The 24,613-nt window shown below is 71.3% G+C and carries 19 protein-coding genes; 7 read left to right on the forward strand and 12 right to left on the reverse strand.

The window, feature by feature from the left end; translation table 11 throughout:
- Positions 1-121 precede the first annotated feature (121 nt).
- On the forward strand, positions 122-790 hold the full coding sequence (locus ACT3TZ_RS10585; protein WP_444583384.1) for a 2-dehydro-3-deoxy-6-phosphogalactonate aldolase: 669 nt from the start codon (positions 122-124) through the stop codon (positions 788-790).
- 96 nt (positions 791-886) lie between these two features.
- Here ACT3TZ_RS10585 and ACT3TZ_RS10590 read toward each other — a convergent pair whose 3' ends face one another.
- On the reverse strand, positions 887-1,408 hold the full coding sequence (locus ACT3TZ_RS10590; RefSeq protein ID WP_444583385.1) for a PKD domain-containing protein: 522 nt from the start codon (positions 1,406-1,408) through the stop codon (positions 887-889).
- A 451-nt stretch (positions 1,409-1,859) separates the two neighbouring features.
- Complete coding sequence (locus ACT3TZ_RS10595; RefSeq protein WP_444583433.1) at positions 1,860-2,462, reverse strand: DUF6318 family protein; 603 nt, start codon at positions 2,460-2,462, stop codon at positions 1,860-1,862.
- Positions 2,463-2,638: 176 nt separating this feature from the next.
- On the opposite strand from ACT3TZ_RS10595, the gene xylB reads away from it, so the two are divergent.
- Positions 2,639-4,063 carry a xylulokinase gene (xylB, locus tag ACT3TZ_RS10600; protein WP_444583386.1) on the forward strand — a complete coding sequence of 475 codons (1,425 nt, stop codon included), beginning with the start codon at positions 2,639-2,641 and terminating at the stop codon, positions 4,061-4,063.
- A 303-nt stretch (positions 4,064-4,366) separates the two neighbouring features.
- Positions 4,367-5,326, forward strand: coding sequence for a class II fructose-bisphosphatase (glpX, locus tag ACT3TZ_RS10605; RefSeq protein WP_444583434.1), 960 nt, complete (start codon positions 4,367-4,369; stop codon positions 5,324-5,326).
- A 277-nt stretch (positions 5,327-5,603) separates the two neighbouring features.
- Here the strand turns inward: glpX and ACT3TZ_RS10610 are convergent, their stop codons facing one another.
- Genes ACT3TZ_RS10610 through ACT3TZ_RS10630 form a run of 5 tightly spaced genes read right to left on the reverse strand, consistent with a single transcriptional unit; the run spans position 5,604 to position 10,873 of the window.
- Positions 5,604-6,995 (reverse strand): twin-arginine translocation signal domain-containing protein, encoded by a 1,392-nt coding sequence (locus ACT3TZ_RS10610; protein WP_444583387.1) that lies wholly within the window; start codon positions 6,993-6,995, stop codon positions 5,604-5,606.
- Positions 6,992-7,918 (reverse strand): carbohydrate ABC transporter permease, encoded by a 927-nt coding sequence (locus tag ACT3TZ_RS10615; protein WP_444583388.1) that lies wholly within the window; start codon positions 7,916-7,918, stop codon positions 6,992-6,994. The genes ACT3TZ_RS10610 and ACT3TZ_RS10615 overlap by 4 nt, the downstream gene beginning before the upstream one ends.
- Complete coding sequence (locus ACT3TZ_RS10620) at positions 7,918-8,889, reverse strand: carbohydrate ABC transporter permease (RefSeq protein ID WP_444583389.1); 972 nt, start codon at positions 8,887-8,889, stop codon at positions 7,918-7,920. Before ACT3TZ_RS10620 ends, ACT3TZ_RS10615 begins: the two co-directional genes overlap by 1 nt.
- Positions 8,886-9,890: a Gfo/Idh/MocA family protein gene (locus ACT3TZ_RS10625; protein ID WP_444583390.1), complete on the reverse strand. Its 1,005-nt coding sequence runs from the start codon at positions 9,888-9,890 to the stop codon at positions 8,886-8,888. Before ACT3TZ_RS10625 ends, ACT3TZ_RS10620 begins: the two co-directional genes overlap by 4 nt.
- A complete protein-coding gene (locus ACT3TZ_RS10630) occupies positions 9,887-10,873 on the reverse strand; it encodes a Gfo/Idh/MocA family protein (RefSeq protein WP_444583391.1) in 987 nt (328 codons plus the stop codon). The genes ACT3TZ_RS10625 and ACT3TZ_RS10630 overlap by 4 nt, the downstream gene beginning before the upstream one ends.
- Positions 10,874-11,206: 333 nt before the next feature.
- On the opposite strand from ACT3TZ_RS10630, the gene ACT3TZ_RS10635 reads away from it, so the two are divergent.
- A complete protein-coding gene (locus ACT3TZ_RS10635) occupies positions 11,207-12,442 on the forward strand; it encodes an ROK family transcriptional regulator (RefSeq protein WP_444583392.1) in 1,236 nt (411 codons plus the stop codon).
- A 310-nt stretch (positions 12,443-12,752) separates the two neighbouring features.
- Here the strand turns inward: ACT3TZ_RS10635 and ACT3TZ_RS10640 are convergent, their stop codons facing one another.
- The 5 genes from ACT3TZ_RS10640 to ACT3TZ_RS10660 all read right to left on the reverse strand — a co-directional run bounded on the left by ACT3TZ_RS10640 (position 12,753) and on the right by ACT3TZ_RS10660 (position 21,309).
- A complete protein-coding gene (locus tag ACT3TZ_RS10640; protein WP_444583393.1) occupies positions 12,753-13,682 on the reverse strand; it encodes a carbohydrate ABC transporter permease in 930 nt (309 codons plus the stop codon).
- Entirely contained in the window at positions 13,679-14,599 is a 921-nt protein-coding gene (locus ACT3TZ_RS10645; RefSeq protein ID WP_444583394.1) for a carbohydrate ABC transporter permease, read from the reverse strand. The genes ACT3TZ_RS10640 and ACT3TZ_RS10645 overlap by 4 nt, the downstream gene beginning before the upstream one ends.
- A gap of 68 nt (positions 14,600-14,667) precedes the next feature.
- The gene (locus ACT3TZ_RS10650; protein WP_444583395.1) at positions 14,668-15,942 is read right to left on the reverse strand and encodes an ABC transporter substrate-binding protein; all 1,275 of its coding nucleotides are present in this window, start codon (positions 15,940-15,942) and stop codon (positions 14,668-14,670) included.
- Between the two features lie 686 nt (positions 15,943-16,628).
- Positions 16,629-19,820 carry an alpha-mannosidase gene (locus ACT3TZ_RS10655; protein WP_444583396.1) on the reverse strand — a complete coding sequence of 1,064 codons (3,192 nt, stop codon included), beginning with the start codon at positions 19,818-19,820 and terminating at the stop codon, positions 16,629-16,631.
- 154 nt (positions 19,821-19,974) lie between these two features.
- On the reverse strand, positions 19,975-21,309 hold the full coding sequence (locus tag ACT3TZ_RS10660) for a glycoside hydrolase 5 family protein (RefSeq protein WP_444583397.1): 1,335 nt from the start codon (positions 21,307-21,309) through the stop codon (positions 19,975-19,977).
- Between the two features lie 172 nt (positions 21,310-21,481).
- Here ACT3TZ_RS10660 and ACT3TZ_RS10665 point away from each other — a divergent pair, with 172 nt between their 5' ends.
- The 3 genes from ACT3TZ_RS10665 to ACT3TZ_RS10675 are packed head-to-tail and all read left to right on the forward strand — an operon-like array spanning position 21,482 to position 24,611.
- A complete protein-coding gene (locus ACT3TZ_RS10665) occupies positions 21,482-22,522 on the forward strand; it encodes a LacI family DNA-binding transcriptional regulator (RefSeq protein ID WP_444583398.1) in 1,041 nt (346 codons plus the stop codon).
- A complete protein-coding gene (locus tag ACT3TZ_RS10670) occupies positions 22,519-23,358 on the forward strand; it encodes a TrmH family RNA methyltransferase (protein ID WP_444583399.1) in 840 nt (279 codons plus the stop codon). Before ACT3TZ_RS10665 ends, ACT3TZ_RS10670 begins: the two co-directional genes overlap by 4 nt.
- Positions 23,355-24,611, forward strand: coding sequence for an AI-2E family transporter (locus ACT3TZ_RS10675; protein WP_444583400.1), 1,257 nt, complete (start codon positions 23,355-23,357; stop codon positions 24,609-24,611). The genes ACT3TZ_RS10670 and ACT3TZ_RS10675 overlap by 4 nt, the downstream gene beginning before the upstream one ends.
- Positions 24,612-24,613 lie beyond the last annotated feature (2 nt).

Below are 24,613 nucleotides of genomic sequence, written 5' to 3' on the forward strand. Positions count from 1 at the left end.
AGCCTACGGATTGGGTCCGACAGCCGACCGGGACCTCGGGGTCGGGCCTGCGACGGATGCCTCGCAGATCTCCCATGGACGCCGATTGACGACGCGGTGCCGCGAGGCGACGATTGTGCCCATGTGTCCCCGTGTCGCTGATGCGAGCTCCTCCGGTCCCGCTCCTCGCCCCCTCGCCGGACTGGTGGCGATCTGCCGTGGCCTGACCGCCGCCGAGGCTCCTGCCGTGGGCGATGCCCTCTACGAGGCGGGCATCCGGGCCGTCGAGGTCCCGCTGAACTCTCCGAACCCCTTCGACTCGATCGAGCTGCTGGCGGGGCGTCTCCCGGACGACTGCATCGTGGGCTCAGGGACCGTCGTGGCCGCCGCCGACGTGGACCGGACCGCCGAGGCCGGCGGCACCGTCGTGCTCGCGCCGAACACCGACGCCGCGGTCATCTCGCGCGCCGCCGCGCTGGGTCTGACCTCGTGCCCGGGCGTCGCGACGGCGTCCGACGTGTTCACCGCCATCCATGCGGGCGCCACGGCGCTCAAGATCTTTCCCGCGGACGTCCTCGGGATCGGCACGATGAAGGCCTGGTCGGCCGTCGTCCCGAAGGGCACCGCGTTCCTGCCGGTCGGCGGCGTGGACGCCGGCACCATCGGCGCCTGGCGCGCCGCGGGTGCCGTGGGCGCCGGCATCGGCAGCGCGCTGTACGCGCCGGGCCGCAAGGCCGATGAGATCGGCCGGATCGCCGCCGTGCTCGTCGCGGCGTGGGGGGCGGCCGCGCCGGAGCAGCGCGGAGCCTGACCCTCGCGAGTCGAGGCCCTCGACGTCGCCGAGGACCTAGCGGCGACGAGGGCTGTGCGCCGGGATCACGTCCGGGAGCGTCCGGAGGTCGGGGGTTCACTCGCGGCGGTGCTGTGGTCTATCTGCGGGTGGGCCCTGGGTCTCGGGTGTCCGCGGGGGCAGCTCGATCTTCTCGTGGTCAGCGGAGGGGTCATCCATGTCGACCCGCCGGGACGCGAAGGACTTCGAATACAGGGCGACGGGTTCACTGGCCACGGTGACGGTCCCGTCGATGTCCTGCCACGGGCCCCCGGCGACGGAGAACTCCCCGGCATATGTCGTGGTCAAGGTGATGTCGTACCAGCCCTGATGCTGATACCGGTGGGTCAGATCGTTCGCGGGATACGGACGCCCGGGCCTCGCGGTATCCAGCGTGGACCCGTCCCCGAAGTCCCAGTGGTAGGACACCGGTGTGGCCCGCACCTGGACCGGTGTTCCCAGCAGCACGGTGTCCAGGGTCTGCTCGGTGGATTCCGCGTAGACGATGAGGTCCATGTTCACCGGGAGATACCCGACGTCCGGGCCCGCATGTGCTCTTGCCGGCTGCACCGGCAGGGACGCGAAGTCCTGTTGGGTCACGGTGATCACCACCGGGGTCCCATCCGCGTTCGCCGGACGCCCTGCGGTGTCGACACATCGGTAGCCCAGGGACTGTGAAGAGTTGTCCCGGGTGTCGGTCCGGGTCCCGGACTGCGCGGCGTACGACTGATCCTCCCGGAGGAACGCCTGAGCGCCGTTGAGAGTCCCGCACCTCAACGTCGACATCGAACAATCATCGGTCCCGTCGGTTCCACCAGGGCACGGATTCGTAGTGTTGTCGATATTCGTCCATGTCGTGCGGAACGGGCTCGATCGAGCCCCTGTCCCTGAACTGTTGATGATCTCGAGCCGTTGTTTGGAGGCGGCTATGGCGGCAGCCTCGAACGACGAATCTGCTGCGTCGGTATTAAGATCCGCGCGAGCGGAGTGCGTAGCCACCTGCGACCAGATCGCGAAGAGTGCAATCGAAGCGAGGACCCGAAGAGCGCGACTACTTGATAGAGAGGCCATCCATCCTCCATCCCTGGTCAGCCCACACCATCCGACCTGAACTTCCATAGGTCCGCGCAGGCGCGATGCTCGGAGCACCAGTGTCCAACTCGAATTCTTGATGCTCCGCGAGATCGAATGCATATGTCACTGTGACACTGGATTCGGACTCGGAAATCGACGAGACTTCGCCAGGGGTGATCGGCGTTTCGCCCCAGAATGCCCTTCTTTCGTGAATCGCTGCGATATCCTGAAAAACCGTGGCGCAGTATCCACAATTCGGCGTGGACAACGATTGAAGCGTCCCAGAGTTACCCGTCCTGTGCGCGTGCACCAGCGAAGCAATGTAAAACTTGAACGCCTGCTTCGCCCCCTCCTCCGTCTGTTGCTCCATCCCCGGGAAGTCCGCAGGATTTGGAGCCGGCACCTCCGGGGCCACGCTCGTCGGCTCCTCCGTCGGCGCAGGGCTCGCGGGGGCCTCCGTGGTGCTCGGCGCGACGCTCGACGGTGCCGCCGTCGGCTCAGTGCCACCCGGATCGCACGCCGCGAGTGCCAGCGTGAGGGTGCCGACGGTGATGGCGACAACTGCACGGCGAGGCGACATCTCGGGCCTTTCGGAAGTGTGCTGGATCACGCTGACAGTACCGGTGCGCGGGGCATGCCGAAAGGGATCCGCGACCGATGTGGATGGGTAGACCGTCCCCGTTCCCTCCCCAACGCCCGCGCGCCCCGGGCGGCATGATGGTCACCGCCGCACCCACCCCCGACGAACAGGAAGCCATGAGCCCCACGGTCCTCGGCATCGACTCCTCCACCCAGGCCACCAAGGCGCTGCTCGTCGACGCCGACACCGGACGAGTCCTCGAGGAGCGTCGCGCCGCGCATCCAGAGGGCACCGAAGTCGATCCCTCCGCATGGGATCGCGCGGTCGACGAGGCCGCCGGCCCCCTGCTGGACCGCGCCGACGGGATCTCCGTCGCAGGTCAGCAGCACGGCATGGTGCTGCTCGACGCGGACGGCGCGGTGGTCCGCCCCGCCCTCCTGTGGAACGACACCCGATCGGCGGCCGAGGCCGAGCAGCTGGTCGCAGAGCTCGGCGGCCCCGCGGCCTGCGCCACACGGATCGGCTCCGTGCTCGTCGCCTCCTTCACCGCCGCCAAGCTCCGCTGGGTCGCTCGCCACGAACCGGAGAGCGCCCGGCGTGCATCGGCCGTCCTGCTCCCGCACGACGCCGTGTCCTTGCGCCTGTCGGCGCCGGGCACCGCCCCCTTCACGGATCGTGGTGACGCCTCCGGCACCGGCTACCTCGATGCCGAGACCTCCACCTGGGACCACGCGCTCCTGACCAGCGCGCTCGGTCATGACGCGCAGCTCCCGCGCCTGCCCGGGCATCCCGCGGCGATCATGGCCGAGACCCGCACGGGCACGCCGATCGCCGTCGGCACGGGGGACAACATGGCGGCCGCGCTCGGTCTGGGCCTCGCGCCCGGTGAGGTCTCCGTCTCCATCGGCACCTCGGGCGTGTGCGCGATGGTCTCCGATGCGCGCTCCGTCGACCCGAGCGGCGCCGTCACCGACTTCGCCGACGCCACCGGCCGCTTCCTCCCGATGACCACCACCCTGAACGCCGCACGGATCCTCGAGGCGGGCCGATCCCTGCTGGGCGTCGACCACCAGGAACTGTCCCGTCTCGCCCTCGCCAGCGTCCCCGGTGCGCACGGCGTGACGCTGCTGCCCTACTTCGACGGGGAGCGTACCCCCAATCGGCCCCGCGCCCGCGCCACCCTGACCGGCCTCACCACCTCCACCACCCGCGAGGACATCGCCCGCGCCTACGTCGAGGGCCTGCTCTGCTCCCTCGCGGACGGGATCGCGGCCCTGGAGGCCGTGCGCGGCGTCCCGGCCGAACGGGTCGTCCTCATCGGTGGCGGCGCACGCAGCGCGGCGGTGCAGGTGCTCGCCCCGGCGCTGCTGGGCCGCGAGGTCACGGTCGCCCCGCCCGCGGAGTACGCCGCCCTCGGTGCAGCCCGCCAGGCCGCCTGGGCGCTGAGCGGTGCGGACGCGCCTCCCGCCTGGGACCGGGAGGCCTCGGAGCCGCTGCGGGCCGATCCGGCCCCCGATGTCCTCCGTGCCTACGCGGAGCTGCGCGAGCGGACCGCGACATGGGCCGTCGACGAGCCGGACGCCACCTCCGACAGGTCGTGAGCGGTCGGGCGACGCCGAGGGAGGGACGTCCGGTGGCCGACTCCTCCGGGATCCGCTCGACCCCTCAGGTCGATCCCGGCCCGCGCATCGCCCGTGGCCGAGGGGACCCGCCCAGAACGCCCCTGCCCAGAACACCCCGCCCGTAGACTCGACCCCGAGCCCGATGCCGCCGACGTCGTCGACATCGCCGTACGCCGCATGCGGCGGATCGGGTGGACCACGATCCCGAGCACGGAGGAATCCCCGGTGACCGCGAACCACGAAGACCGCCGCCAGCCCACCCCGCCCGACCGCAACCTCGCCATGGAGCTCGTCCGCGTCACGGAGGCCGCCGCGATCGCCGGCAGCCGCTGGGTGGGCCACGGCGACAAGAACCGTGCCGACGGCGCCGCCGTCGACGCCATGCGCTCCTTCATGGACACCGTCGCGATGCGCGGCACCGTCGTGATCGGCGAGGGCGAGAAGGACGAGGCGCCGATGCTGTTCAACGGCGAGGAGGTCGGGGACGGCTCCGGCGCCGAGGTCGACGTGGCCGTCGACCCCATCGACGGCACCCGCCTGACCGCGATGGGCTACGACAACGCCCTGTCGGTCTTCGCCGTCGCCGAGCGCGGTTCGATGTTCGACCCCTCTGCCGTGTTCTACATGGACAAGCTCGTGGTCGGCCCCGAGGCGGCCGATGCCGTGGACCTGCGCGAGAGCGTCGAGACGAACGTGCTGGCGGTGGCCCGGGCGCTCGGCAAGCCGGTCGGGGAGGTCACGGTGTGCATCCTGGACCGGCCGCGCCACGCAGGCCTCGTCGAGGAGGTCCGAGCCACGGGAGCGCGGGTCAAGTTCATCATGGACGGGGACGTCGCCGGTGCGATCGCCGCAGCCCGCCCCGGGACCGGGGTCGACATGCTCCTGGGCGTCGGCGGGACGCCGGAGGGGATCGTCACCGCGTGCGCGATCAAGGCCACCGGCGGCGTGATCCAGGGGCGCCTGGCCCCCACCGACGACGCCGAGCGCGAGAAGGCACTGGCTGCGGGCCTGGACCTCGACGCCGTGCTGTCGACCGATCAGCTCGTGACCTCGGACAACTGCTACTTCGCGGCCACCGGCATCACCGACGGCGACCTCCTGCGCGGCGTCCGCTACGACCGCGACCGCATCATCACACAGTCGCTCGTCATGCGCTCGGCCTCGGGCACGGTGCGCATGGTCGAGGCCGAGCACCGTCGTGAGAAGTGGGGCGCGTGGCTGGAGTCCGATTCGCGCGGGTGAGGTGATCGGTCGGCCTCACGGGCCGACTGCGGGGGAGGCGCCGACGACCTGCGGGCCTCGTGGTGCTAGGCGGCATCGCCACGGGTTCACGGCGCGAATCGCGGGATCGCGCTGCCGGGAACGACGTACGGGACGTCCTCACTCAGATAGGCCGATATACGGCCTTGCTGAGTGAGGACGTCCCGTACCTGTCATCCGCGGAACGGAAGCGTGCCCCGGGGCCCACCCGGCCCGCGACGCGCCCGGGGGTCGTCGGCCCGTGGGCGCCCCCGACCCCTCAGGCCGTGACCGGTGGGCTGTCCGGGACCGGGCTGGGCTTGCCGTAGGTGTCCGGCATCTTGTAGCCCGGGAACAGGGCCATCTTCGGCGCGACGAACGCCTGGGCCGTCTCGATGGCCTGCGCCGGAGTCGCCGAGCCGAAGAGCACGGAGCTCTTGGCCCGGTCCAGGGCGTCCCAGATCGCCGCGCCCGTGGGCAGCGGCGGGCGGGAGGTGGACCCGGAGAGCATGTCGCGGAAGATCTCGGCTCCCGGGTTGTACTTGCGCTCCTGGATCGCCTGCAGGTTGGTGGGCAGGTTGCCCAGCAGCGGCTGGATGATCGCCTGCCCCGGATACCCGGCGTGGAACTTGAGGTACTCCCAGATCGTCCGGGTGACCTTCGTGCCCTTGGGGATCACGAGGGACTGTCCGCCCGACCAGGTGTAGATCGGGTCGCCCTCCTTCTTGACGGGGAGGTAGGTCCACTTCAGCGGCAGGTCCGGGGCGTACTTCTCGTTGGCCTGGATCTGCCACGGACCCGTCGTGATGAGGCCCATCCGTCCGGAGAACATGGCCGTCTGAGCAGGCGGCGCGTTGGGCGGCTGGTAGGTCGCCATGAACGTGTCCACCCGGGCGAACGGGAAGTCCCCGGCCCAGTCCTTGTACATCTGGAACACCGAGAGCCATTCCTCGCTGTCCAGCACCACGGTGCTCGTGGCGTTGTCGTAGGCCTCGGCGCCGAAGCCGAATCCCCAGGTGTAGGGCCAGCCCTGCTCGAGCCACGGCGCCCAGCCGAGCTGCTCGTAGTTGCCCTTGGCATCGGTCTTGATGCACGTGGTGGCGACCTCGTGCAGCTCGTCCCAGGTCAGCGTGTGCTGCGTGGGATCGAACATGTCGAGATCGAGCCCTGCCGCGCTGAGCACCTCCTCGTTGTACAGGAGACCGCGCGCGTCGGTGGAGGTGGGCAGTCCGTAGAGCATCCCGTCGTAGGTGAGCTCGTCGACGGCGAACTGGATCCACTGCTTCTTGAACTCCTCGACCGAGACGTCCTCGTACTTCTCGATGAGCTCGTCGAGGGGCTCGATGAGCCCGATCGAGGCGTTCTGCACGGCGTTGAACCGGTCCATCCACCACAGGTCGGGTGCGGTGCCGCCGCGGACGGCGGTGATGATCTGGCTCATGTCCGAGGCGCCGTTGGAGGGCACCTGATTGATGATGACCTCGGCGCCCTTTCCGGCCGGGGTCTTGAGGAAGGCCTCGCGGACCGCCTCGTCCTTGTCCTTGTCGGAGGCCCCCATGCCCCAGTACCGCACGGTGCTGTCTCCCGCCGCGCCGCTGCGGGCGCAGGCCCCGAGCGCGACGGTCGCGGCGGCAGCCCCGCCGGCGCCGAGGAAATGTCGTCTGTCGATCACTTGAAGCCTCCGATGGTGATGCCGCGGATGAAGTACCGCTGGAACACGAAGAACAGCAGCAGCAGCGGGAGGATCACGAGGAACGACGCCGCCATCAGCTGGTTGAACTGCACGTCCTGCGCGTTGACGGAGCGGAACGTCTGCAGGCCGATCGACAGGGTCTGGACCCGCGAGTCCTGCAGGTAGATCAGCGGACCCATGAAGTCGTTCCACGCGCCGACCGCGGCGAAGATCGCCACGGTGGTCAGAGCCGGCTTGGCCGTCGGGAAGGCGAGGCGCCACAGGATCGTCCACTCGCTCGCCCCGTCGACGCGCGCGGCATTGAGCATGTCCTGGGGGATCTGCAGCAGGAACTGCCGCAGCAGGAACACGTAGAACGCGGAGCCGAACGCCGCCGGGATGATCAGCGGGAACAGCGTGTTGACCGCCCCGAGACGCGCCCACATGTCGAACATCGGGATGAGCGTGACCGGGAAGGGCAGGAACAGCGTCGCGATGACGACGTAGAACACCTTGTTGCGTCCCGGCCAGTCGATGCACGCGAAGCCGTAGGCGATGATGAAGTTCGAGAGCACCGACAGGATCACCACGGAGATCGTGATGATCGCCGAGTTCGCGAAGAACTGCAGGAACGGCATGGCCGTGACGGCCTTGACGAAGTTGGAGAAGTCCCAGGACTGCGGGATGAGCGTCGGCGGGAACGTCGCGAGCTCCTCGTTGGACTTCAGCGAGGACGAGATCATCCAGTACAGCGGCAGCAGGAAGAACAGGCTGAGGACGATCATGACGACCCGGGCGATGGCCGTGGAGTACCACGGCCGCTTGGTCCCGTCGGCCCGTCGGTTCAGCTGATCGGCGTCCTCGGCGCGCTTGACCGATCGCTCGGTGATCGCGCTGGTCGAGGTCTTGAGCGTGCTGGTCATCAGTTCGCCTCCACGTCGTAGTTCACGAAGCGACGCGACAGCCAGAAAATCAGCAGCGCGAGGCCGAGGCCGACCAGGAACAGCAGCACCGCGAGGGCGGAGGCGTATCCCAGCTCGGCGAATCCGAAGGCGTTCTTGTAGAGGTACATCATGTAGAACAGGGCGCCCTGGTCGGGGTCGCCGGTGCCGTTGGTGACGATGTACGCCTCGGTGAACACCTGCAGGGCCCCGGACACCCCGGTGATGAGGTTGAACAGCAGCACGGGGGAGAGCAGGGGCAGGGTGATCGCGAAGAACTGGCGCATCGGGCTCGCGCCGTCCACGCGGGCGGCCTCGTAGAGCGTCTTGGGGACGTTGCGGAGCCCGGCGAGGAAGATGAGGGCGGCGTTGCCCGCACCGAACTGCGCCATGAGGATGATCGCGATCTTCACTCCCGTCGGATCCCCCAGGAGGTTCACGTCCTGGCCGCCGAAGATCCCGAGGATCCGGTTGAACACGCCGAACTGCGGGTTCAGGAACACGATGAAGATGAACGACATCGCGAACGCGGGGATGAGCGAGGGGGCGTAGAAGATCGTGCGGTACCAGGCGACCTCACGGACGTTCTGGTTCATCGCCAGGGCCAGCACGAGCGCGACGACGAGCCCGAGCGGCACGGCGATCGCCGCGTAGAAGATGGTGTTGGACGCGGCCTTGGCCACCAGGGGGTCGGTCACCGCGGTGACGTAGTTCTGGATGCCCACCCAGGTGGGGGCCTCCATCCCGGAGTACCGGGTGAAGCTCAGCACCACGGAGTAGGTCACGGGGTAGACGATGAAGACGAGCACGCCCACCATCCACGGCGAGATGAACAGCATCGCCGTGCGGAGGTTGCGCTTCTGGTACCCGGTGATCTTCCGGCGCCGACGGCGGGGACGACCCGCGCCCGGAGCCGCCGGGGCGGCGCTCCGGGTCGCGGTCGACGCGGTCACAGCGTCATCACCCCCTCCAGCTTCCCCGAGGCGCTGGACGCGTACGCCGCGAGGATGATCCCGAGCACCGCGATCCCCTCGACCTCGGTGTGCAGAGGGCGACGGCCGGTGTTCAGGCACGTCACGAAGTCGGCGATCTCGGCGGCGAAGGTGTCGACGGGCTCGTAGGTGGTGACCTGCTCCTCCTGGCCGTGCAGGGCGACCCGCAGGGTCGTGCCGTCCGAGCTCAGCGAGCCCTTCTCGCCGACCACGGAGAACCGCTCGGTGCCGGGCGCGGCGGCGTAGGCCCACGAGGTGACCAGCTGGCCCACGCTGCCGTTGTCGAAGCGCACGAGCACCTGGGCGGAGTCCTCGCCCTCCATGAACGTCAGGCGGTGCGTCGACATCATCGAGAACGCCTCGGTGGGCACGCCGCCCGCGAGGTGCATCAGCAGGTAGGTGGGGTGGTAGCCGGTGTCGATGTACTCGCCGCCGCCGGAGGTCTTGGCGTGGGCGCGCCAGCCCATGTTCTCCGGGTCGAAGTCGTTGTAGAACGAGTCGGTGGTGCGGACCTCGTAGACGGTGCCGAGCGCGCCCTCGTCGAGCAGGCGCTTGGCCTCGGCGACGGCAGGCATGTACAGCTGGTTGTGGGCGCACATGAGCGTGACGCCGGCGGCGGTCACGGCTTCACGCACCTCGCGGGCCTCCTCCGCGGTCAGGCACAGCGGCTTCTCGCACAGGATGTGCTTGCCGGCCTGGGCGGCCGCGACGATGGCCGCACGGTGGAGGTGGTGGGGCAGGCAGATGTCGACGGCGTCGACCTCCGGGTCCTTCACCAGCTCGGTGAAGTCGCTGTAGCCACGGGCGCCGGTCTCCTCGACGCGGGCGGCGAGGGTCTCGGGCTGGGCGTCGGCCACGGCCGTGATGCGGACGGTGTCGCCGGCGGCGCGGTAGCCGGCCAGGTGGGCGTTGGCGATCCCGCCGCCGCCGATGATGCCGATGCGGATGGGTGCGGTGGTCATGCGTTCTCCTCAGGGGTGGTGGTGCGCGCCGCGAGTGCGTTGGCGGCGACGACGAGCGCGGTGAGGTCCACCGCGCGCTGCTGGTTGTCGGTGCTGCGGGACCCGGTGCGGATGTCCTGCACCCAGGCCTCGAAGGGGGTGGGGTCCTCCGCGGGGAGCGTCACGCGCTCGAGGCCGTCGCGGGTGCGGACCACGAGGGCGTCCTCGCCGTCGAGGCCGAAGGAGACCGATGCCTCGGTGCCGTGGACCTCGATGGAGAAGGGGCTGGCGGGGGACACGAAGCCGGTCTCGATGACGCCGATGGCGCCGTCGGAGTCCACGACGGTGACCACGGCGTTGTCCTCGACGCCGCGGCCGGTCATGTCGGTGTAGGTGGCACCGGTGACGGCGAGGGCGTCGCCCAGGATCAGCTGGGTCAGGTAGACGGGGTGCGCACCCAGGTCCGAGAACGCGCCGCCGATCGCTCCGGCCGGGTCGTAGAAGCGGGCCGGCAGCCAGTCGGCGACGGAGCCGTCGTGGGCCAGGCGCACCCGCGAGTAGGTGATGCGACCCAGGCGACCGCTGTCGAGGACCTGCCGCAGGGCCACGGTGTACGCGTGGCTCAGGCGCGGCAAGGACACGACGACGGCGACGTCCTGCTCGCGTGCGGCGTCCAGGAGCTGCTGGGCCTCGGCGACGGTGGGGGCCAGCAGCTTCTCGGTGAAGACGTGCTTGCCCGCGGCGATCGCGGCGCCGATCACGGCGGAGTGGTCGGTGGTGGCGGTCGTGATGGTGACGCCGTCGAGGTCCGGGCGGGCCAGCAGCGCGTCGAGGTCCGGGGCGAACTCGACGCCCAGGGTCGCGGCCAGGTCGGCGCCGCGCTCGGCGTCGTCGTCCCAGACCGCGACGAGCTCGGTCTCGGGGTGGTCCTGGGCGGCTCGGGCATACTCCTCGGCGTGGACGTGCCACGCGCTGAGGGCGGCGATGCGCAGGGGTGGGGTCACAGGGTCTCCTGGAGGTTGTCATCGTCGACGACCATCGGTCCGAGGTCGCGCGACGGTGCGGGACGCGGATGCCGCCGGTTCGGCATCTCGGTGTGAGCGAGGTTACTCATAGCGATAGACTTAATGCAAGGCCCTCCGCTCGGGGCGCCCGTCCGCTCCGTGGATGTCCGTCCCTGCGGCCGGGCGAGGGCGTCGACGGAGGGCTTCTCGACACCGCGGAGCGATGGCGGTCCGTGACATCCGTTTCACCCGGAAGAGGTGGGACCGCTACGGTCCCGGAAGGACGGTCCGCCGCGACCGGCCGCGATGACGACGACGTCCGGAAGGATCCCCATGCGCGGATCGTCGATGCCCGACGTCGGGGACTACAACGAGAAGGTCGTGCTGCAGAACGTCCGGCACCGGCGCGAGGGGATCGCCCAGGTCGAGATCGCCGATCACAGCGGGCTCTCGCGCCAGGCCGTCTCGCTCATCGTGCGGCGCCTGCTCGAGGCCGGGCGGATCGAGGTCGCCGGCACCGAGCCGCTGGCCCGGGGCAAGCCGCGCACCCTGCTGCGCATCGCCCCGCGGTCCCTCGTGGCCGCCGGCGTGCACATCGACCCCGTCGGCATCACCCTCGTCATCCTGGACGTGGCGGGCGAGGTCCTCGCGCGCCGCTCCCTCGCGGCGCCGAGCGAGGACGCGCGCGCCGACATCGGCCGGATCGCGCAGGCCCTGTCCGAGGCGCATGCCGAGGTGTGGTCCGCCGGGCACGGCGGGAACCCGGGACTCGTCGGAGGACTGCTCGGGATCGGCGTCGCGACCCCGGGCGCGATCGACACCGCGCGCGGCCGGATCGTGGACCCGCCCTGGCTGCGGGGGTGGCGCGACGTCCCGGTCGCCGACCTCCTCGCCGATGCCACCGGCCTGCCCGTCGGGCTCGACAAGGACACCACCGCGGCGCTGACCGGCGAGCTGTGGGCGACGCGGCACACCGAGGGCACCCACCTGTACCTCTACGTCGGCTCGGGCGTGGGCTCCGCCCTCGCGGTCGACGGCGTCGTGCATCGGGGCGCCTCCGACCAGGCCGGGGAGATCGGCCACCTGCCGACGGGCATCGACGACACCCTGTGCGGCTGCGGCCGCCCGGGATGCCTGGGCCTGTACACCGACGTCATGGCGCTGGTCGGCGCGGATGCCGCGGCCTCGGGAAGGCCGGGATCCGAGGCGCCGGGCTCGCCGCTGGCGGCGCAGGAGGGCCTCGACGCGCTGATCGTGCGGGCGCGGGACGGGGACGCATCGGCGCGCGGCGTGCTCACCCGCCATGGCCGTGCGCTCGCCATCGCCGTGCGGACCCTCGTCGGCATCCACGACCCGGAGCTCGTGACGATCGGCGGCCCCGCCTGGGGCGCGCTCGAGGAGTTCTCCCTCCCCGAGGTCGAACGACACCTGAGCCCCCCGGGACGCGATGGCGCGGAGCCCGAGCTCAGGAGCTCGGCGCTCGGCGGGGACGTCGGGGCCATCGGCGCCGCGAGCCTCGTGCTGGACCGGGAGCTGTCGCCGCAGCAGGGGGACTGGCGGCGGGTGTGAGGTGGGGTGGCTGGTGGCTGGTGGCTGGTGGTGGGCGGTCGGCGACCCGCCCGGTCTCCCGGCATCGGCTCCCGGTGCCAGGGGAGGCGGCGTCCGCGCCGCTCCCAGGTCGATGCCCGTGGGTCACGGGACGTCCTCGCTCAGCACGGCCCGTATACGGCCGACCTGAGTGGGGACGTCCCGTCGGCGGGGCTCGCGCGTGGATGACTCGCGTCCCGCGGCCGATGCCGCACGGCCCACGCGGTACCGGCAGCGTCCTCGGCGGCACCGGTCGGCCTCCCGACCGATGGCCCCCGGGCCCACGGCCCCGTCACCCCTTGACGGCTCCCTGCTCCACCCCGCGGAAGAAGAACCGCTGGAACACGGCGAAGAACAGGATGATCGGCAGCAGCGCGATGATCGTCCCCGCGGCCACGACGCGCACGTCCTGGCCGAAGTTCGAGTTCAGGTACTGCATGCCCACGGTGAGCGTGTAGTTGTCCGGGTCGGTGAGCACGATCAGCGGCCACAGGAAGTCGTCCCAGCCGCCGATGAACGCGAAGATCGCGACGACGCTGGCCATGCCGCGGACGCTGGGCCAGACGACGTTGCGGATCACCTGCCAGGTGCTCGCGCCGTCGATCGTCGCCGCCTCGATGAGCTCCTGCGGGATCGATCGGCAGGCGGCGGTCATGAGCAGCACGTTGATCGCCCCGACGATCCCGGGCAGGATCACGCCCGCCAGGGAGTCGGTGAGGTCGAGCGCGCGGATCGTGAGGAACTGGCTCATGATCGTGACCTCCCCGGGCAGCAGCAGGGTCGACAGCAGCACGCCCATCGCGATCGCCTTGCCGCGGAAGCGCAGGCAGCCCAGCGCGTAGCCGGCCAGGGTCGCCAGGACGACGTTGCCGATCGCGAGGGTCCCGGCGACGATCAGCGAGTGCCAGGCGTACTGGAGGATCGGGATCGTCGAGGCGACGCGGCCGTAGTTGGCGAAGGTCGGGTCCTCGGGGATCAGCTTGGGCGGGAAGGCGTAGATGTTGTCGCCGGGACCCTTGAGCGAGGTCGACAGCTGCCACACGAACGGGCCGACGGCGATCACGAGGATCAGCGCCAGCAGCAGGTAGCGCACGGCGAGACCCGAGCGGGTCGGCTTGCCGAAGCCGCCGGCCCCGCGCGTGCGCCAGGGGCGGTCGGTGCGGCGCGGTGCGGGCGCCGCCGCGCTCGCCGGGACGCGGTCCTGGTCCTCGACGGTGGTCATCGTGCCGCCTTCCGTGCTCGGCGTCGGCCGGGCGTGCGCCCGGTGCTCTCGCCGCGGTTGTTGAGGTAGGCCACCAGCAGCAGCGGGCCGATGGTGATGAAGAACAGCAGCACGCTGATCGCCGAGGAGTAGCCGAGGCGCCCCTGCAGCCCGGTGCCGATCTGCTGGACCAGCATGACGATGCTCATCGCCTCGCCCCCCGGACCGCCGGTGCCGTTGGACAGCACGTACAGCTCGGTGAACACCCGGATCGCACTCACCGTGATCAACGCGCTGACCAGGAACATCGCCCCTCGGACGCCCGGCACCGTGACCGACCAGAAGCGTCGTACGGCGCCGGCGCCGTCCATCGCGGCGGCCTCGTGGAGCTCCTTGCCCACGTTCCCGAGCGCGGCGAGGTAGACGACCATGTAGTAGCCCAGGCCCTTCCACACCGTCAGCAGCACGGCCGTGGCCACGAGGCCCCAGCGGCTGGCGAGGAAGGGGATCGGCCCGTCGATCGCGCCGACGGCCTGCAGCGCCTCGTTGACGACGCCGCGGGAGTCGAACAGCCACGACCAGATCAGGCCGACGACCACGACCGACGCGATGACGGGGAAGTAGAACGTGGTGCGGAACGCCGAGATGAAGGGGATCTGCTTCTCCACCAGCAGCGCCAGCAGCAGGGGCAGCAGGGTCAGGAGGGGCACGCACGCGAGCGCGTAGACGAGGCTCGTGACGACGGCGTTCCAGAACCTGTCGTCCTGGAGGATCGCGCCGTAGTTGTCGAGGCCGATGAACTGCCCGCCGGTCAGGGGGCGCGCGTCGGTGAACGACAGGATGATCGTGTTGATGAAGGGCCACAGGGCGAACGCCGTGACCCAGATCAGGGCGGGGGCCACGAGTACCCAGGGAACCCAGGTCCGGTAGCTGCGCATGTGTTCCTGCTCTCCGCGGTGACGGCCCGGGCTGCGGGGCCCGGGCCGTCATCGCCGTGGTCGGTCGCTCAGCTGTCGAGGTTGTCGTTGCCGTACTTCACGGCGGCGTCCAGGGCGTCCTGGGCGCTGATCTCGCCCTTGAGGGCGCGCGACAGCTGCTGGGTGAGGTTGGTCTTCATGTCCTCGGTCCACAGCACGTTGGTGATGTCCTCGGCGGTCTTCATCGAGGTCGCGGCGATCTCCGAGCCCTTCTTGAGCAGCGCGTTGTCACCGGTGTCCGCGAACTGCGTGGGATCGGCCGATGCCTTCTGCGTGCCCGGGAGGAACCCCTGGGCGAGCTTGGCGAAGGCGATCTGGTTGGCGTCGTCGGTGAGGAACTTCGCCAGCGCCACGGCGGTCGCGGCGTTCTTGGACGACCCCGAGACGCTCACGCCCTGCACGAACAGCGGCGGCGTGCCGAAGCGGGGCGTGGGCACGGTGCCCTCGACGAGACCGGGGGCGTCGGTGGCCAGGTCGGTCGCGAAGGTCGAGGTGGCGGTGGTCCACAGCACCTTGTCCTGCGTGTAGAGCGTGGTGTTGCCCGCGTAGTCGTTGCTGAGGACCTCGGGCGGCATGGCGCCGGCGGCGTAGAGCTCGGCGTACTTCTGGACCACCGCGACGTTCTCGGCGGTGTTGAAGTCGAACGTCTTGTCGGTGCTGGTGATCACGATCTCGGGCATCGAGGAGACGACGGGGTTCTTCCCGCCGTCCTGGTGCACCTTCGTGGCCAGAGTGAACAGCTCGTCCAGGCTCGTGGGCAGGGAGGACTCGTCGACACCGAAGGCGCCGAGCTCGGCCAGGTTCCACCAGTTCATGTCGGTGCCCAGGTACCAGGGCAGGCCGAACGAGCCGTCGATGCCGTCGAACTGGTAGGCCTTGAGCCCGCCCTCGACGTACACCGAGGCCAGGTCCGGGTCGACCTTGCCCAGGTCCAGCAGGAACTTGCCGGTGGCCAGCGGGTACGCCATGTCGGGGGGCAGGTTGATGACGTCGGGCAGCGAGTCGGAGTTGGCCTGGGAGAGCACCTTGTCCTGGTAGCCGTCGCCGGGCTGGTCCACCCACTTCACGGTGGTGCCGGGGTACTTGGCCTCGAAGTCCTTGACGAGCTTCTCGAAATACGGGGTGAACTTCTCGTTCTTGAGCGACCAGGTCTGGAAGCTGACCTCGCCCTCGACCTTGCCCTCGGTGGCCTGCTTCTCGGCGTCCTCCGAGGAGGCGCCGCCTCCGCCGAGACCGCAGCCCGCGAGCGCGAGGCCGCCGATCCCGGCTCCTGCGACGAGGACGGAGCGTCGTGTGGTGTGCATGGGGTTTACCTCTCCATCGAAGTGAAACGCGAGTGGCTCAGGGCCACGGGGTCGACGACGACCCGCACCTACTAAAGCGCTAAATCATGATCGGACGAGTCGGGCGCGGTGTCAATACGACCGGCCGGGTGGTCGGAGGCCTTGGGGTCGCGGGGCCTTGGGGTCGGGGGTCGCACGGTGCCCGGGGCTTCGTCGTGCGCTGCGGACCTCCGCCGCGGGGCTTCATGGGGCTCGCGGACTCGTGGACTCGTGGTCGCGGCGGGTCGCGGGACGTCCTGGCTCAGGAAGGCCCGTATGCGGCCGTGCGGAGTGAGGACGTCCCGTTGGCGGTGCTCGCTCGTGTTCGGGCAGGCGGAGTCGGGTGTGAGTGCATGGCTCCAGCACAGGTCATGCGGGCCTCCACGAACCGATGGCGAAGGCGGGGGAGCCCCGGATCTGCCGTGCGGAACGGGACGTCCTGGCTCAGGAATGCCCATATACGGCCGTGCTGAGTGAGGACGTCCCGTCAGCGGTGCTCACCGCCCCGCGCCGGACGCGGGCACGGTCGGACCGGGGCCGACGGGGGGCGTGAGTAGGGCGGGCCCGGCCCGACGAGGGGCGTGAGTAGGGCGGGCCCGGCCCGACGAGGGGCATGAGAAGGGCGGGCCCGGGGCCGAGCGCGGGTGTCCCCGGCCCGGCCCCGGGCGTCAGAAGCGGGCGCGCACCGTCGCGATCTCGAAGGGGCCGAGGTCCAGCTCGAGCTCCTCGCCGGCGGCCTTGGCCGAGCGGTGCGCGAGCGGCACGCCCTCGGCGAAGGGGCGCTCGAGGAGGTCGACGACCTCGAGCTCGCGGGCACCCGGCACGCGGACGACGGCCCGGTCGCGGCGGCCTGCTCCCTCGTACAGGCGCACCACGAGGTCCTCGGAGCGGTCCTCGGCGAGCTTGACGGTCTGGATCCGGGCGCGCCCCTCGGTCACCTGCGCGACGGGCGCGAGGTCCTCGGTGCGACGCACGGAGCGCTCGACGTGGTGGAGGGACTCGCCCAGGTCGATCGCGTCGTCGACGGAGGCGTCGGGGCGGATCGCGTACCGCAGGGTGTACTCGCCCTCCTCGGCCGCCGGGTCGGGGAACTCGGCCGCACGGATCACGGTCGCGCGGACCACCGTGGTCGTCCCGCCGTCGTCGGCCCGCAGCACGCGGCGCACATCGTGCCCGTAGCTCGCGTCGTTGGCCAGCGCCACCCCGAAGTCGGGCTCGGCCGTCCGCACCCAGCGGTGCGCGCAGGTCTCGAAGCGCCCGGCATCGGCCAGGGTGTTGACGGGGATCGGCCGATCGATGTGCCCGAACTGGATCTCGCTGCTCATCACGGCGGCGCGCACGTCGAGCGGGAAGGCCAGCTTGAGGACCTTCTTGCGCTCGTGCCAGTCGAGGTGCAGGTCGATGCCGAGCGACGTCGCGCCCGGCACCACCGAGTAGGTGAGCTCGATCCGCGAGCCCGCGCCCACGCTCGGCGCCGCCTCGTAGGGGCGGTCGTCGAACTCGGCGGGACGCGTGCGGTAGGCGACCCGCACCCGGACGGTGCCATCCTCGGCGGTCGTCACCTCGGGAGCGCTCTCGGCCTCGAGGTCACGACGGGTGCGACGGTAGAACTCGTCGATGTCCCACGAGTCCCAGGCGTTCGGCGTGTCGCGGTGCAGCTGCAGGAGGGCCCCCGCGGCGCCCGGGGCGATGGCCTCGCGGCCCTCGGCGCCGGCGCGCAGGGAGCGCAGCAGCCCCTGGTCGTCGATCACGAGGTGCAGGTGCTCCGTGTCGATCGTGACGGTGCGGGGAGCCTCGGTGACGCGCGGGGCGCCGGCCGCGACGGCATCACCGGACGCCGTCCCGCCTACCGCGACGCTTCCGCCGGACGTCGTCCCATCGGCCGCGTCGGTAGCACCGGACGTCGTCCCATCGGCCGACGCGACGCCCCCACGGGCCGTCCCGCCCCCGAGCGCCGCGACGCCGTCGCGCACGGTCGAGCCGGCGTTGAGCACGCGCGCCTGGCCGTCCTCCTGGTCGAGGGCGCCGAGCGCGCGGGCCACGAGCTCCTCGCCGCGGCTCTGCACGCTCTCGTAGGAGTGCTCGGCCTCGCGGTGGACCCAGGCGATCGCCGAGCCCGGCAGGATGTCGTGGAACTGCAGCAGCAGCACCGTGTCCCATAGGCGGTCGATCTCCGCGTAGGGGTACTCGAAGCCCGGCACCAGGCGCGCGGCGGTCGCGCTCCACAGCTCGACGTCGTGCAGCAGCGCCTCGGCACGACGGTTGCCCTGCTTGCCGCGGATCTGCGAGGAGTAGGTGCCGCGGTGCAGCTCGAGGTACAGCTCGCCGTTCCAGACGGGGGCGTCGGCGTAGTCCTCCTGGGCCCGCTCGAAGAAGTCGCGCGGGGTGGACCACTCGACGCGAGGGGCGCCCTCGAGGTCCGCGAAGCGCTTCTGGGCCGCGATCATCTCGCGGGTGGGGCCGCCGCCGCCGTCGCCCCAGCCGGTGGGGGTCAGGCCGATGTGGCTCGCGCCCTTGTCCTTGAAGTTCGCCTCGACGTGCGCGAGCTCGGCGCCGGTGAGCTGGCCGTTGTACGTGTCGGCCGGCGGGAAGTGCGTGAACTGGGTGGTGCCGTCCAGGCCCTCCCACGAGAACGTGTGGTGCGGGAACGTCGAGTACTGGTTCCAGGACACCTTCTGCGTCAGGAAGAACTCGTTGCCCGCGAGGGCGCAGATCTGCGGGAGCGCAGCGGAGTACCCGAAGGAGTCGGGCAGCCAGGTCTCGGTGGTCTCGACCCCGAGCTCGTCGAGGAAGAACTTCTTGCCGTGGATGAACTGGCGGGCCATGGCCTCCGAGCCCGGCATGTTCGTGTCGGACTCGACCCACATGCCGCCGACGGGGATGAAGCGTCCCGCGGCGACGTGGTGGGCGATGCGGGCGAACAGCTCGGGGTGGTCGTCGCGGATCCACTGGTACTGCTGGGCCGAGGAGCACGAGAAGGTCAGCGAGTCGTCGTGCTCGAGCAGCCAGCAGACGTTGGAGAAGGTGCGGGCGCACTTGCGGCGGGTCTCGCGCAGCGGCCACAGCCACGCCGAGTCGATGTGCGCGTGCCCGGTGGCCACGACGGTCAGCGCCGAGGCGTTGGCCGGCTTGTCCAGGGCCGGGCGCAGCGCGCGGCGGGCGTCGGGGGCGGTCGCGTGGAGGTCGTCCGGATCGGCCTCGTCGAGGGCCTCGCCGAGCGCGCGCAGGATGTCCGCGCGGCGCGGGGAGGTCAGAGGCAGCGTCCTCATGAGGCCGTCGAGGGCCACGAGGTCCTGCTCCAGCTCCCAGATGCTGCGCGAGCGCCATGCCAGACGCAGCCGGGTGAGGTCGTAGATCGGGTCCTGGCCTGCGGTGGCCTTGTCGCCGAGCGTCGTGGGTGCGAACGTCCAGGAGCCCGCGACGTCGGGGTTGGCGGCGCACTCGATGTAGAGGTCGATGGGCTCGCCCGGGGTGACGGTGAGGTACTGGTTGTACGGGTTGATCGCCTTGATCGTCTCGCCGTCGGGCGTCCAGATCAGGGCCTCGGCCTGGAAGCCGGGCATGTTCGTGAACGACAGGTCCAGCTGCAGCTCGACGTCGCGGGTGTCGTCGGCGACCCAGGTGGCGGGGATCTCGCCGGTGACGTGCAGCCACAGGGTCGACCAGGGGCGGCCCCAGCGGTCGCCCTCGGCGATGGGCCGGAAGGTCTGGGTGCGGGCCTCGGCGAAGGGCACCGGCTCGTCCGGCACCTCCCAGGCCTCGATGGTGATCGGTGCCGTCGCGAGGTGGCGGCGGGCGGGGACGGTCTCGCGCAGGAAGCGCTCGACGCGCCCCTCGCTCGTGGTGCGGGTGTCGTGCATGGTGGCTCCTTCGATGCGTCGTTGCGGTGGGGGAGTGCGAGGTGGTGCGGGTGGTCGTGCGTCGGGTCGAGTGTGTGAAGTGCGGCGGGCCGGGGCCGATGCCGAGTACGGCGGATCGAGGGGGCCGGTGTCGAGTGCGGTGGGTCGGGCCCGGTCAGCCGGGTGTCGGCTCGAGGCGGGCGGGGCCGGTGGTCAGAGCCGCGTCGATCCAGGTGCGGAACACCTCGCCGCGGGGTGCGAGGACCGAACGGTCGCTGCCGTCGAGCGCGATCCGCGGGACACGGATCTGACCGGGCTCCGCCCCGGACGGCGCGGACCTGGACGCCGATCGAACCGACTCCGAGCCCCCGGACGCCGACCGATCCGACACCGCGGACCCGGACCCCGACGGGACAGATCCCGAAGCCGCGGACGACGATACCCGCGGGCCGACGGTCGCGGGGTTCTCGGGATCGGTCGCGCCCTCCCGGAGCTCCGCCGCGATCCGGGCGACGGCCTCGCCGATCGGCTTGACGCGTCCGGCCTCGTCGAACAGCCCCAGGGTGTACTCGACCTCCGGGAAGTCGGCCAGGGAGCGGGCGACGTCGTGCGAGCACCACCAGGTGGCGGCCTCGACCCGGGGGTGGGCCAGGGCCGCGCGCAGCGAGGCGTCGGCGAACTGCGCGGCGTCCTCGGGACGGACCCACGGGGTGGGGGCGCCGATCTCCTGCAGCCAGATCCGGCGCGCGGAGGGGACGTCGAGCAGGCGGTGCCAGAGGTCCGCGACCTCGATCAGGTAGCGGCCGAAGAGGGCGAGCCCCGGGTCGTGGGCGCCGAGGCGCTGCGCGGCGCCGGTGAACACCCAGGAGTGCACCGTGGTCGAGGCGCCCAGCTCGACGGCCGACGCCGGGGTGAACGGATGCTCGTCGGTGAACCAGACGGCGTCGTCGAAGCTGTGGTGGTGGCGGCCGTCGGGCCACAAGCCCTCGACCGTGCGCAGCAGGTCCGCGGTCCAGGCGGTCGCCTGCGCGGGGCTGAGCTGCTCGCGATCGGGGTGGTCGGGGCGTGCGAACTGGCCGATCTCGTTGCCCAGCGTCATGCCCGTGACGTGCGGGCGCTGGGCGAGCTCGGTGCCCAGGACGCGCGCGAGGGTGTGCTGGGCGGCCACGACGTCGGGGTCGGTGAAGATGTTGCGGCGGTGCCAGGTGCTCACCCAGGCGGGCAGGAAGTCGAAGCTCGAGAGGTGCCCCTGCAGGAGGTCGACGGAGACGTCGAGGCCCTGCTCGCCCGCGAGGTCCGCGACGGTCAGGACGTCCTGCACCGACTGCGGCGGGATGAGGGTGCGGTTGGGCTGCAGCAGCGGCCACAGGGGGAAGATCCTCACGTGGTCCAGGCCGAGCCCAGCGATCTGGGTGAGGTCCTCGCGGATCTCGCCGGGATCGAGGTGCTGCCAGGCATGGAACCATCCGCGGCGCGGGGTGTAGTTGACCCCGATCCTCGCAGCGTTCATCGGTCACCGTCCTCGGAGATCGTGCTCGGTCGTCTGTCGTGGTGCGCTCGGTCGGGCGGCGTCCGGGTGCCGATGCGAGCGGGTCCCGGGGTGCTTCGGTGCGTCCCGGGCTCGCCACCGCAGGGGTCGACGCGCCATGACTTAAGCGATTTAGCCAGCGTATCATCGGGGAATGCGTCGCCCCACGATCTCCGATATCGCGCGCGAATGCGGCGTCTCCGCCACTGCCGTGTCCTTCGCGCTGAACGGTCGGACCGGGGTGTCCGACGCACGGCGGGCCCAGATCCTCGCCAAGGCCGAGGAGCTCGGCTGGACCCCCAGCGCGGCGGCCCGGGCGCTGTCGACCTCGCACGTCGGCGCCATCGGCCTGATCATCACCGCCCCGCCGACCACCGTCTCCCGCGACGGCTTCTACATGCACCTCGTCGCGGGCATCGAGAAGGGCCTGACCGGCAGCCCCGACGCCCTCGTGCTCAAGGTGGTCGGCTCGCTCGAGGAGGAGCTGGCCGCCCTGCGCACCTGGCGCGCCGAGAGCCGGGTCGATGCGGTCCTGCTGGTCAACCCGCACGTCGAGGACCCGCGGCCCGCGCTGCTGGCCCGGATCGGCCTGCCCGCCGTGTTCCTCGGGGACACCCGCGAGCACCCCGGCACCTCCTGCGTGGCCGTCGACGACCACGAGACCATGGACCACCTGCTGCGCGACGTCGCAGACCAGGGCGTGCGGTCGATGGCCTGGGTGCACACCGTCAGCCCCTTCCTCCACGGCCGGGAGCGCCTGCGCGCCCTCGAGGGCGCCGCGCGGCATGGCATCGAGGCCGTGCAGGTCCTGCCCGTGGCCGAGGACGACGAGGATGCGGCGGCCGCGACCCTCGACGGCTACGTCGAGCAGCTCGTGCGCGCGGGCCTGCCGGACCTGATCCTGTGCGAGGACGAGCTCATCACCCTCACCGTGCTCGGCGCCCTGGACCGCCGCGGGCTGAGCGTGCCCGGGGACGTCGCGCTCGCCTCGTGGGAGAGCGCCCCGGGCCTGCGGCTGCGGCCGCCGGCCATCGCGTCGATCGAGCGCGATCCGATGGTGATGGGCGCCGCCGGCGTCGAGCTGGTCCGCGAGACCGCCCGTACCGGCCGCCCCGCCGTGCGGGTGCTCCCGTCGCCCCGCCTGGTGGTGCGCGCCTCGCTCGGGGGCGTCCGCGAGGGATACTCGATCGCGTGAGCGCCCACCGCACGGCCCTTCCCGCCCGCGTCGAGCGACGCAACGCCGTCTTCCAGCACTGGGAGTCGCTGCTGACCAACCGCACCCAGCGCACCCGCAGCCGCGAGCTGATCGTCCAGGGCGTCCGCCCGATCACGCAGGCCCTCGAGCATGGCGTGCCCGTCACGGCGCTGCTGAGCGATGGTCGGGACCGCCGCTCGCGCTGGGCCCAGGACGTGCTGGACCAGCACGGAGGCCCCGTCGTGCGGGTCGCCCCCGAGCTGCTGGCCGAGCTCGGCGAGCGTGAGGACGGCGCCCCCGAGCTGCTGGCCCTCGTGGAGCTGCCGGCCGATGACCTCTCCCGGATCCCACGCGACGGCGCGCCCGTCGTGGTCGTGTTCGACCGTCCCGCGGGCCCCGGCAACATCGGCTCCCTCGCCCGTTCGGTGGACGCGCTGGGCGGCAGCGGCCTCGTGACCACGGGACACAGCGCCGATGCGTGGGACCCCGCCTCGGTGCGGGCAAGCACCGGCTCGGTCTTCGCCGTGCCGGTGGTGCGCCAGGACTCTGTCCGCGAGGTGCTGTCCTGGGCGCGCAGCGCGGAGCACGGGGGAGCGCCGTTCACCGTGATCGGCACCGACGAGCACGGCGACGTGACGCTGCCCGGCGCCCCGATCGAGGGCCCGGTGCTGTTCGTGATCGGCAGCGAGCGCACCGGCATGAGCGCCGCGTGGCGCGAGGGCTGCGACGTCGTGGCGAGCATCCCGATGGCCGGCTCCGCCTCCTCGCTGAACGCCGCCGCGGCGGGATCCATCGTGCTGTACGAGGCGCTGCGGCGCCGGGAGGAGGCGTCATGAACGCGTCGGAGAGCGCCGTGGGTGCAGGGGCGCCGGGCCCGGAGCAGCACGGGAGCGCGGACGCTCCGGGCGGTGGCGGGGACGGCGCCGCGTGTGCGGCGGACGCCGTCGGACGGTCGGAGGGCAGTGCGGGGGCGTCGTCCCCGTCGACCACCGGCCCGCTGGGGACCGTCACGGCCCTCCTGCCGCGGGGCGCGCTCATCCTGGTCTCCCTCGCGGCCGCCTGGATCGTCATCAGCGGGATGCAGGAGCTGGCAGCGCTGATCGTCCCGATCTTCCTGGCCCTGAACCTCATGATCGCCGTGCACCCGCTGGGCCGGGCCCTCAGCCGCCTGGGACTGCCGCGGATCGTCGGCTCCCTGGTGAGCATGGTCGTCGTGCTCATCGCCCTCGTCGCGTTCTTCGCGGCGATCGGCTGGGCGGTGGCGCAGCTGGTGGCTGAGCTGCCGTCCTACGGCCCGCAGTTCAATGCGCTCCTGGGCTCCGCGTTCGATCTGCTGGGACGCGTCGGCGTGAGCCAGAGCCAGATCGACAACTGGCTCTCGACCTTCAACTTCTCGAGCCTCTTCGGCGTCTTCAACCAGGCCGTGAGCTCGGTCGGAGCGGTGGGGGCGCTGCTTGCGGCGACCGTCGCGACCATCGTGTTCTTCGGCCTCGACGCGGCCGGGCTGCCCGATCGCCTCGCGGTGGTGGCACGTCAGCACCCCCGCGTGCACGTCGCCCTCGACGAGTTCGCCGGCAGCGTCCGCACCTACTGGGTGGTCACCACGCTGTTCGGCGCCGTCGTCTCGGTGATCGACGGCCTGGCGCTGTGGGCGCTGGGTGTGCCGCTGCCCGCGGTGTGGGCCGTGCTGCTGTTCCTGTGCAACTACATCCCCAACATCGGCTTCATCTTCGCGATGATCCCGCCGACCCTCATGGCGCTGCTGGACGAGGGGCCCGTCACCGCGCTGCTGGTGGTCCTCATCTGCTCCGCGGTCGCGATGCTCATCCAAGGTCTGGTCCAGCCGCGCGTCACGGGCCGCGCGGTGGGCGTCAGCGCGAGCATCTCCTTCCTGTCGGTGCTGTTCTGGTCCTGGGTGCTCGGGGCCGCCGGCGCCCTGCTCTCGGTGCCGATGACGCTGCTGTTCAAGGAGCTCCTGGTCGATGCCGACCCGCGGGCACGCTGGCTCAACGCCTTCTTGGCCGATGACCCCGCGGCCGCCGAGGAGTCGCCGCACGAGCGGGCCGCGAAGGATCCGACCGCGACGTGAGG

It is taken from the genome of Brachybacterium sp. AOP25-B2-12 (assembly GCF_052378625.1).
In the GTDB taxonomy this organism is placed as follows: domain Bacteria; phylum Actinomycetota; class Actinomycetes; order Actinomycetales; family Dermabacteraceae; genus Brachybacterium.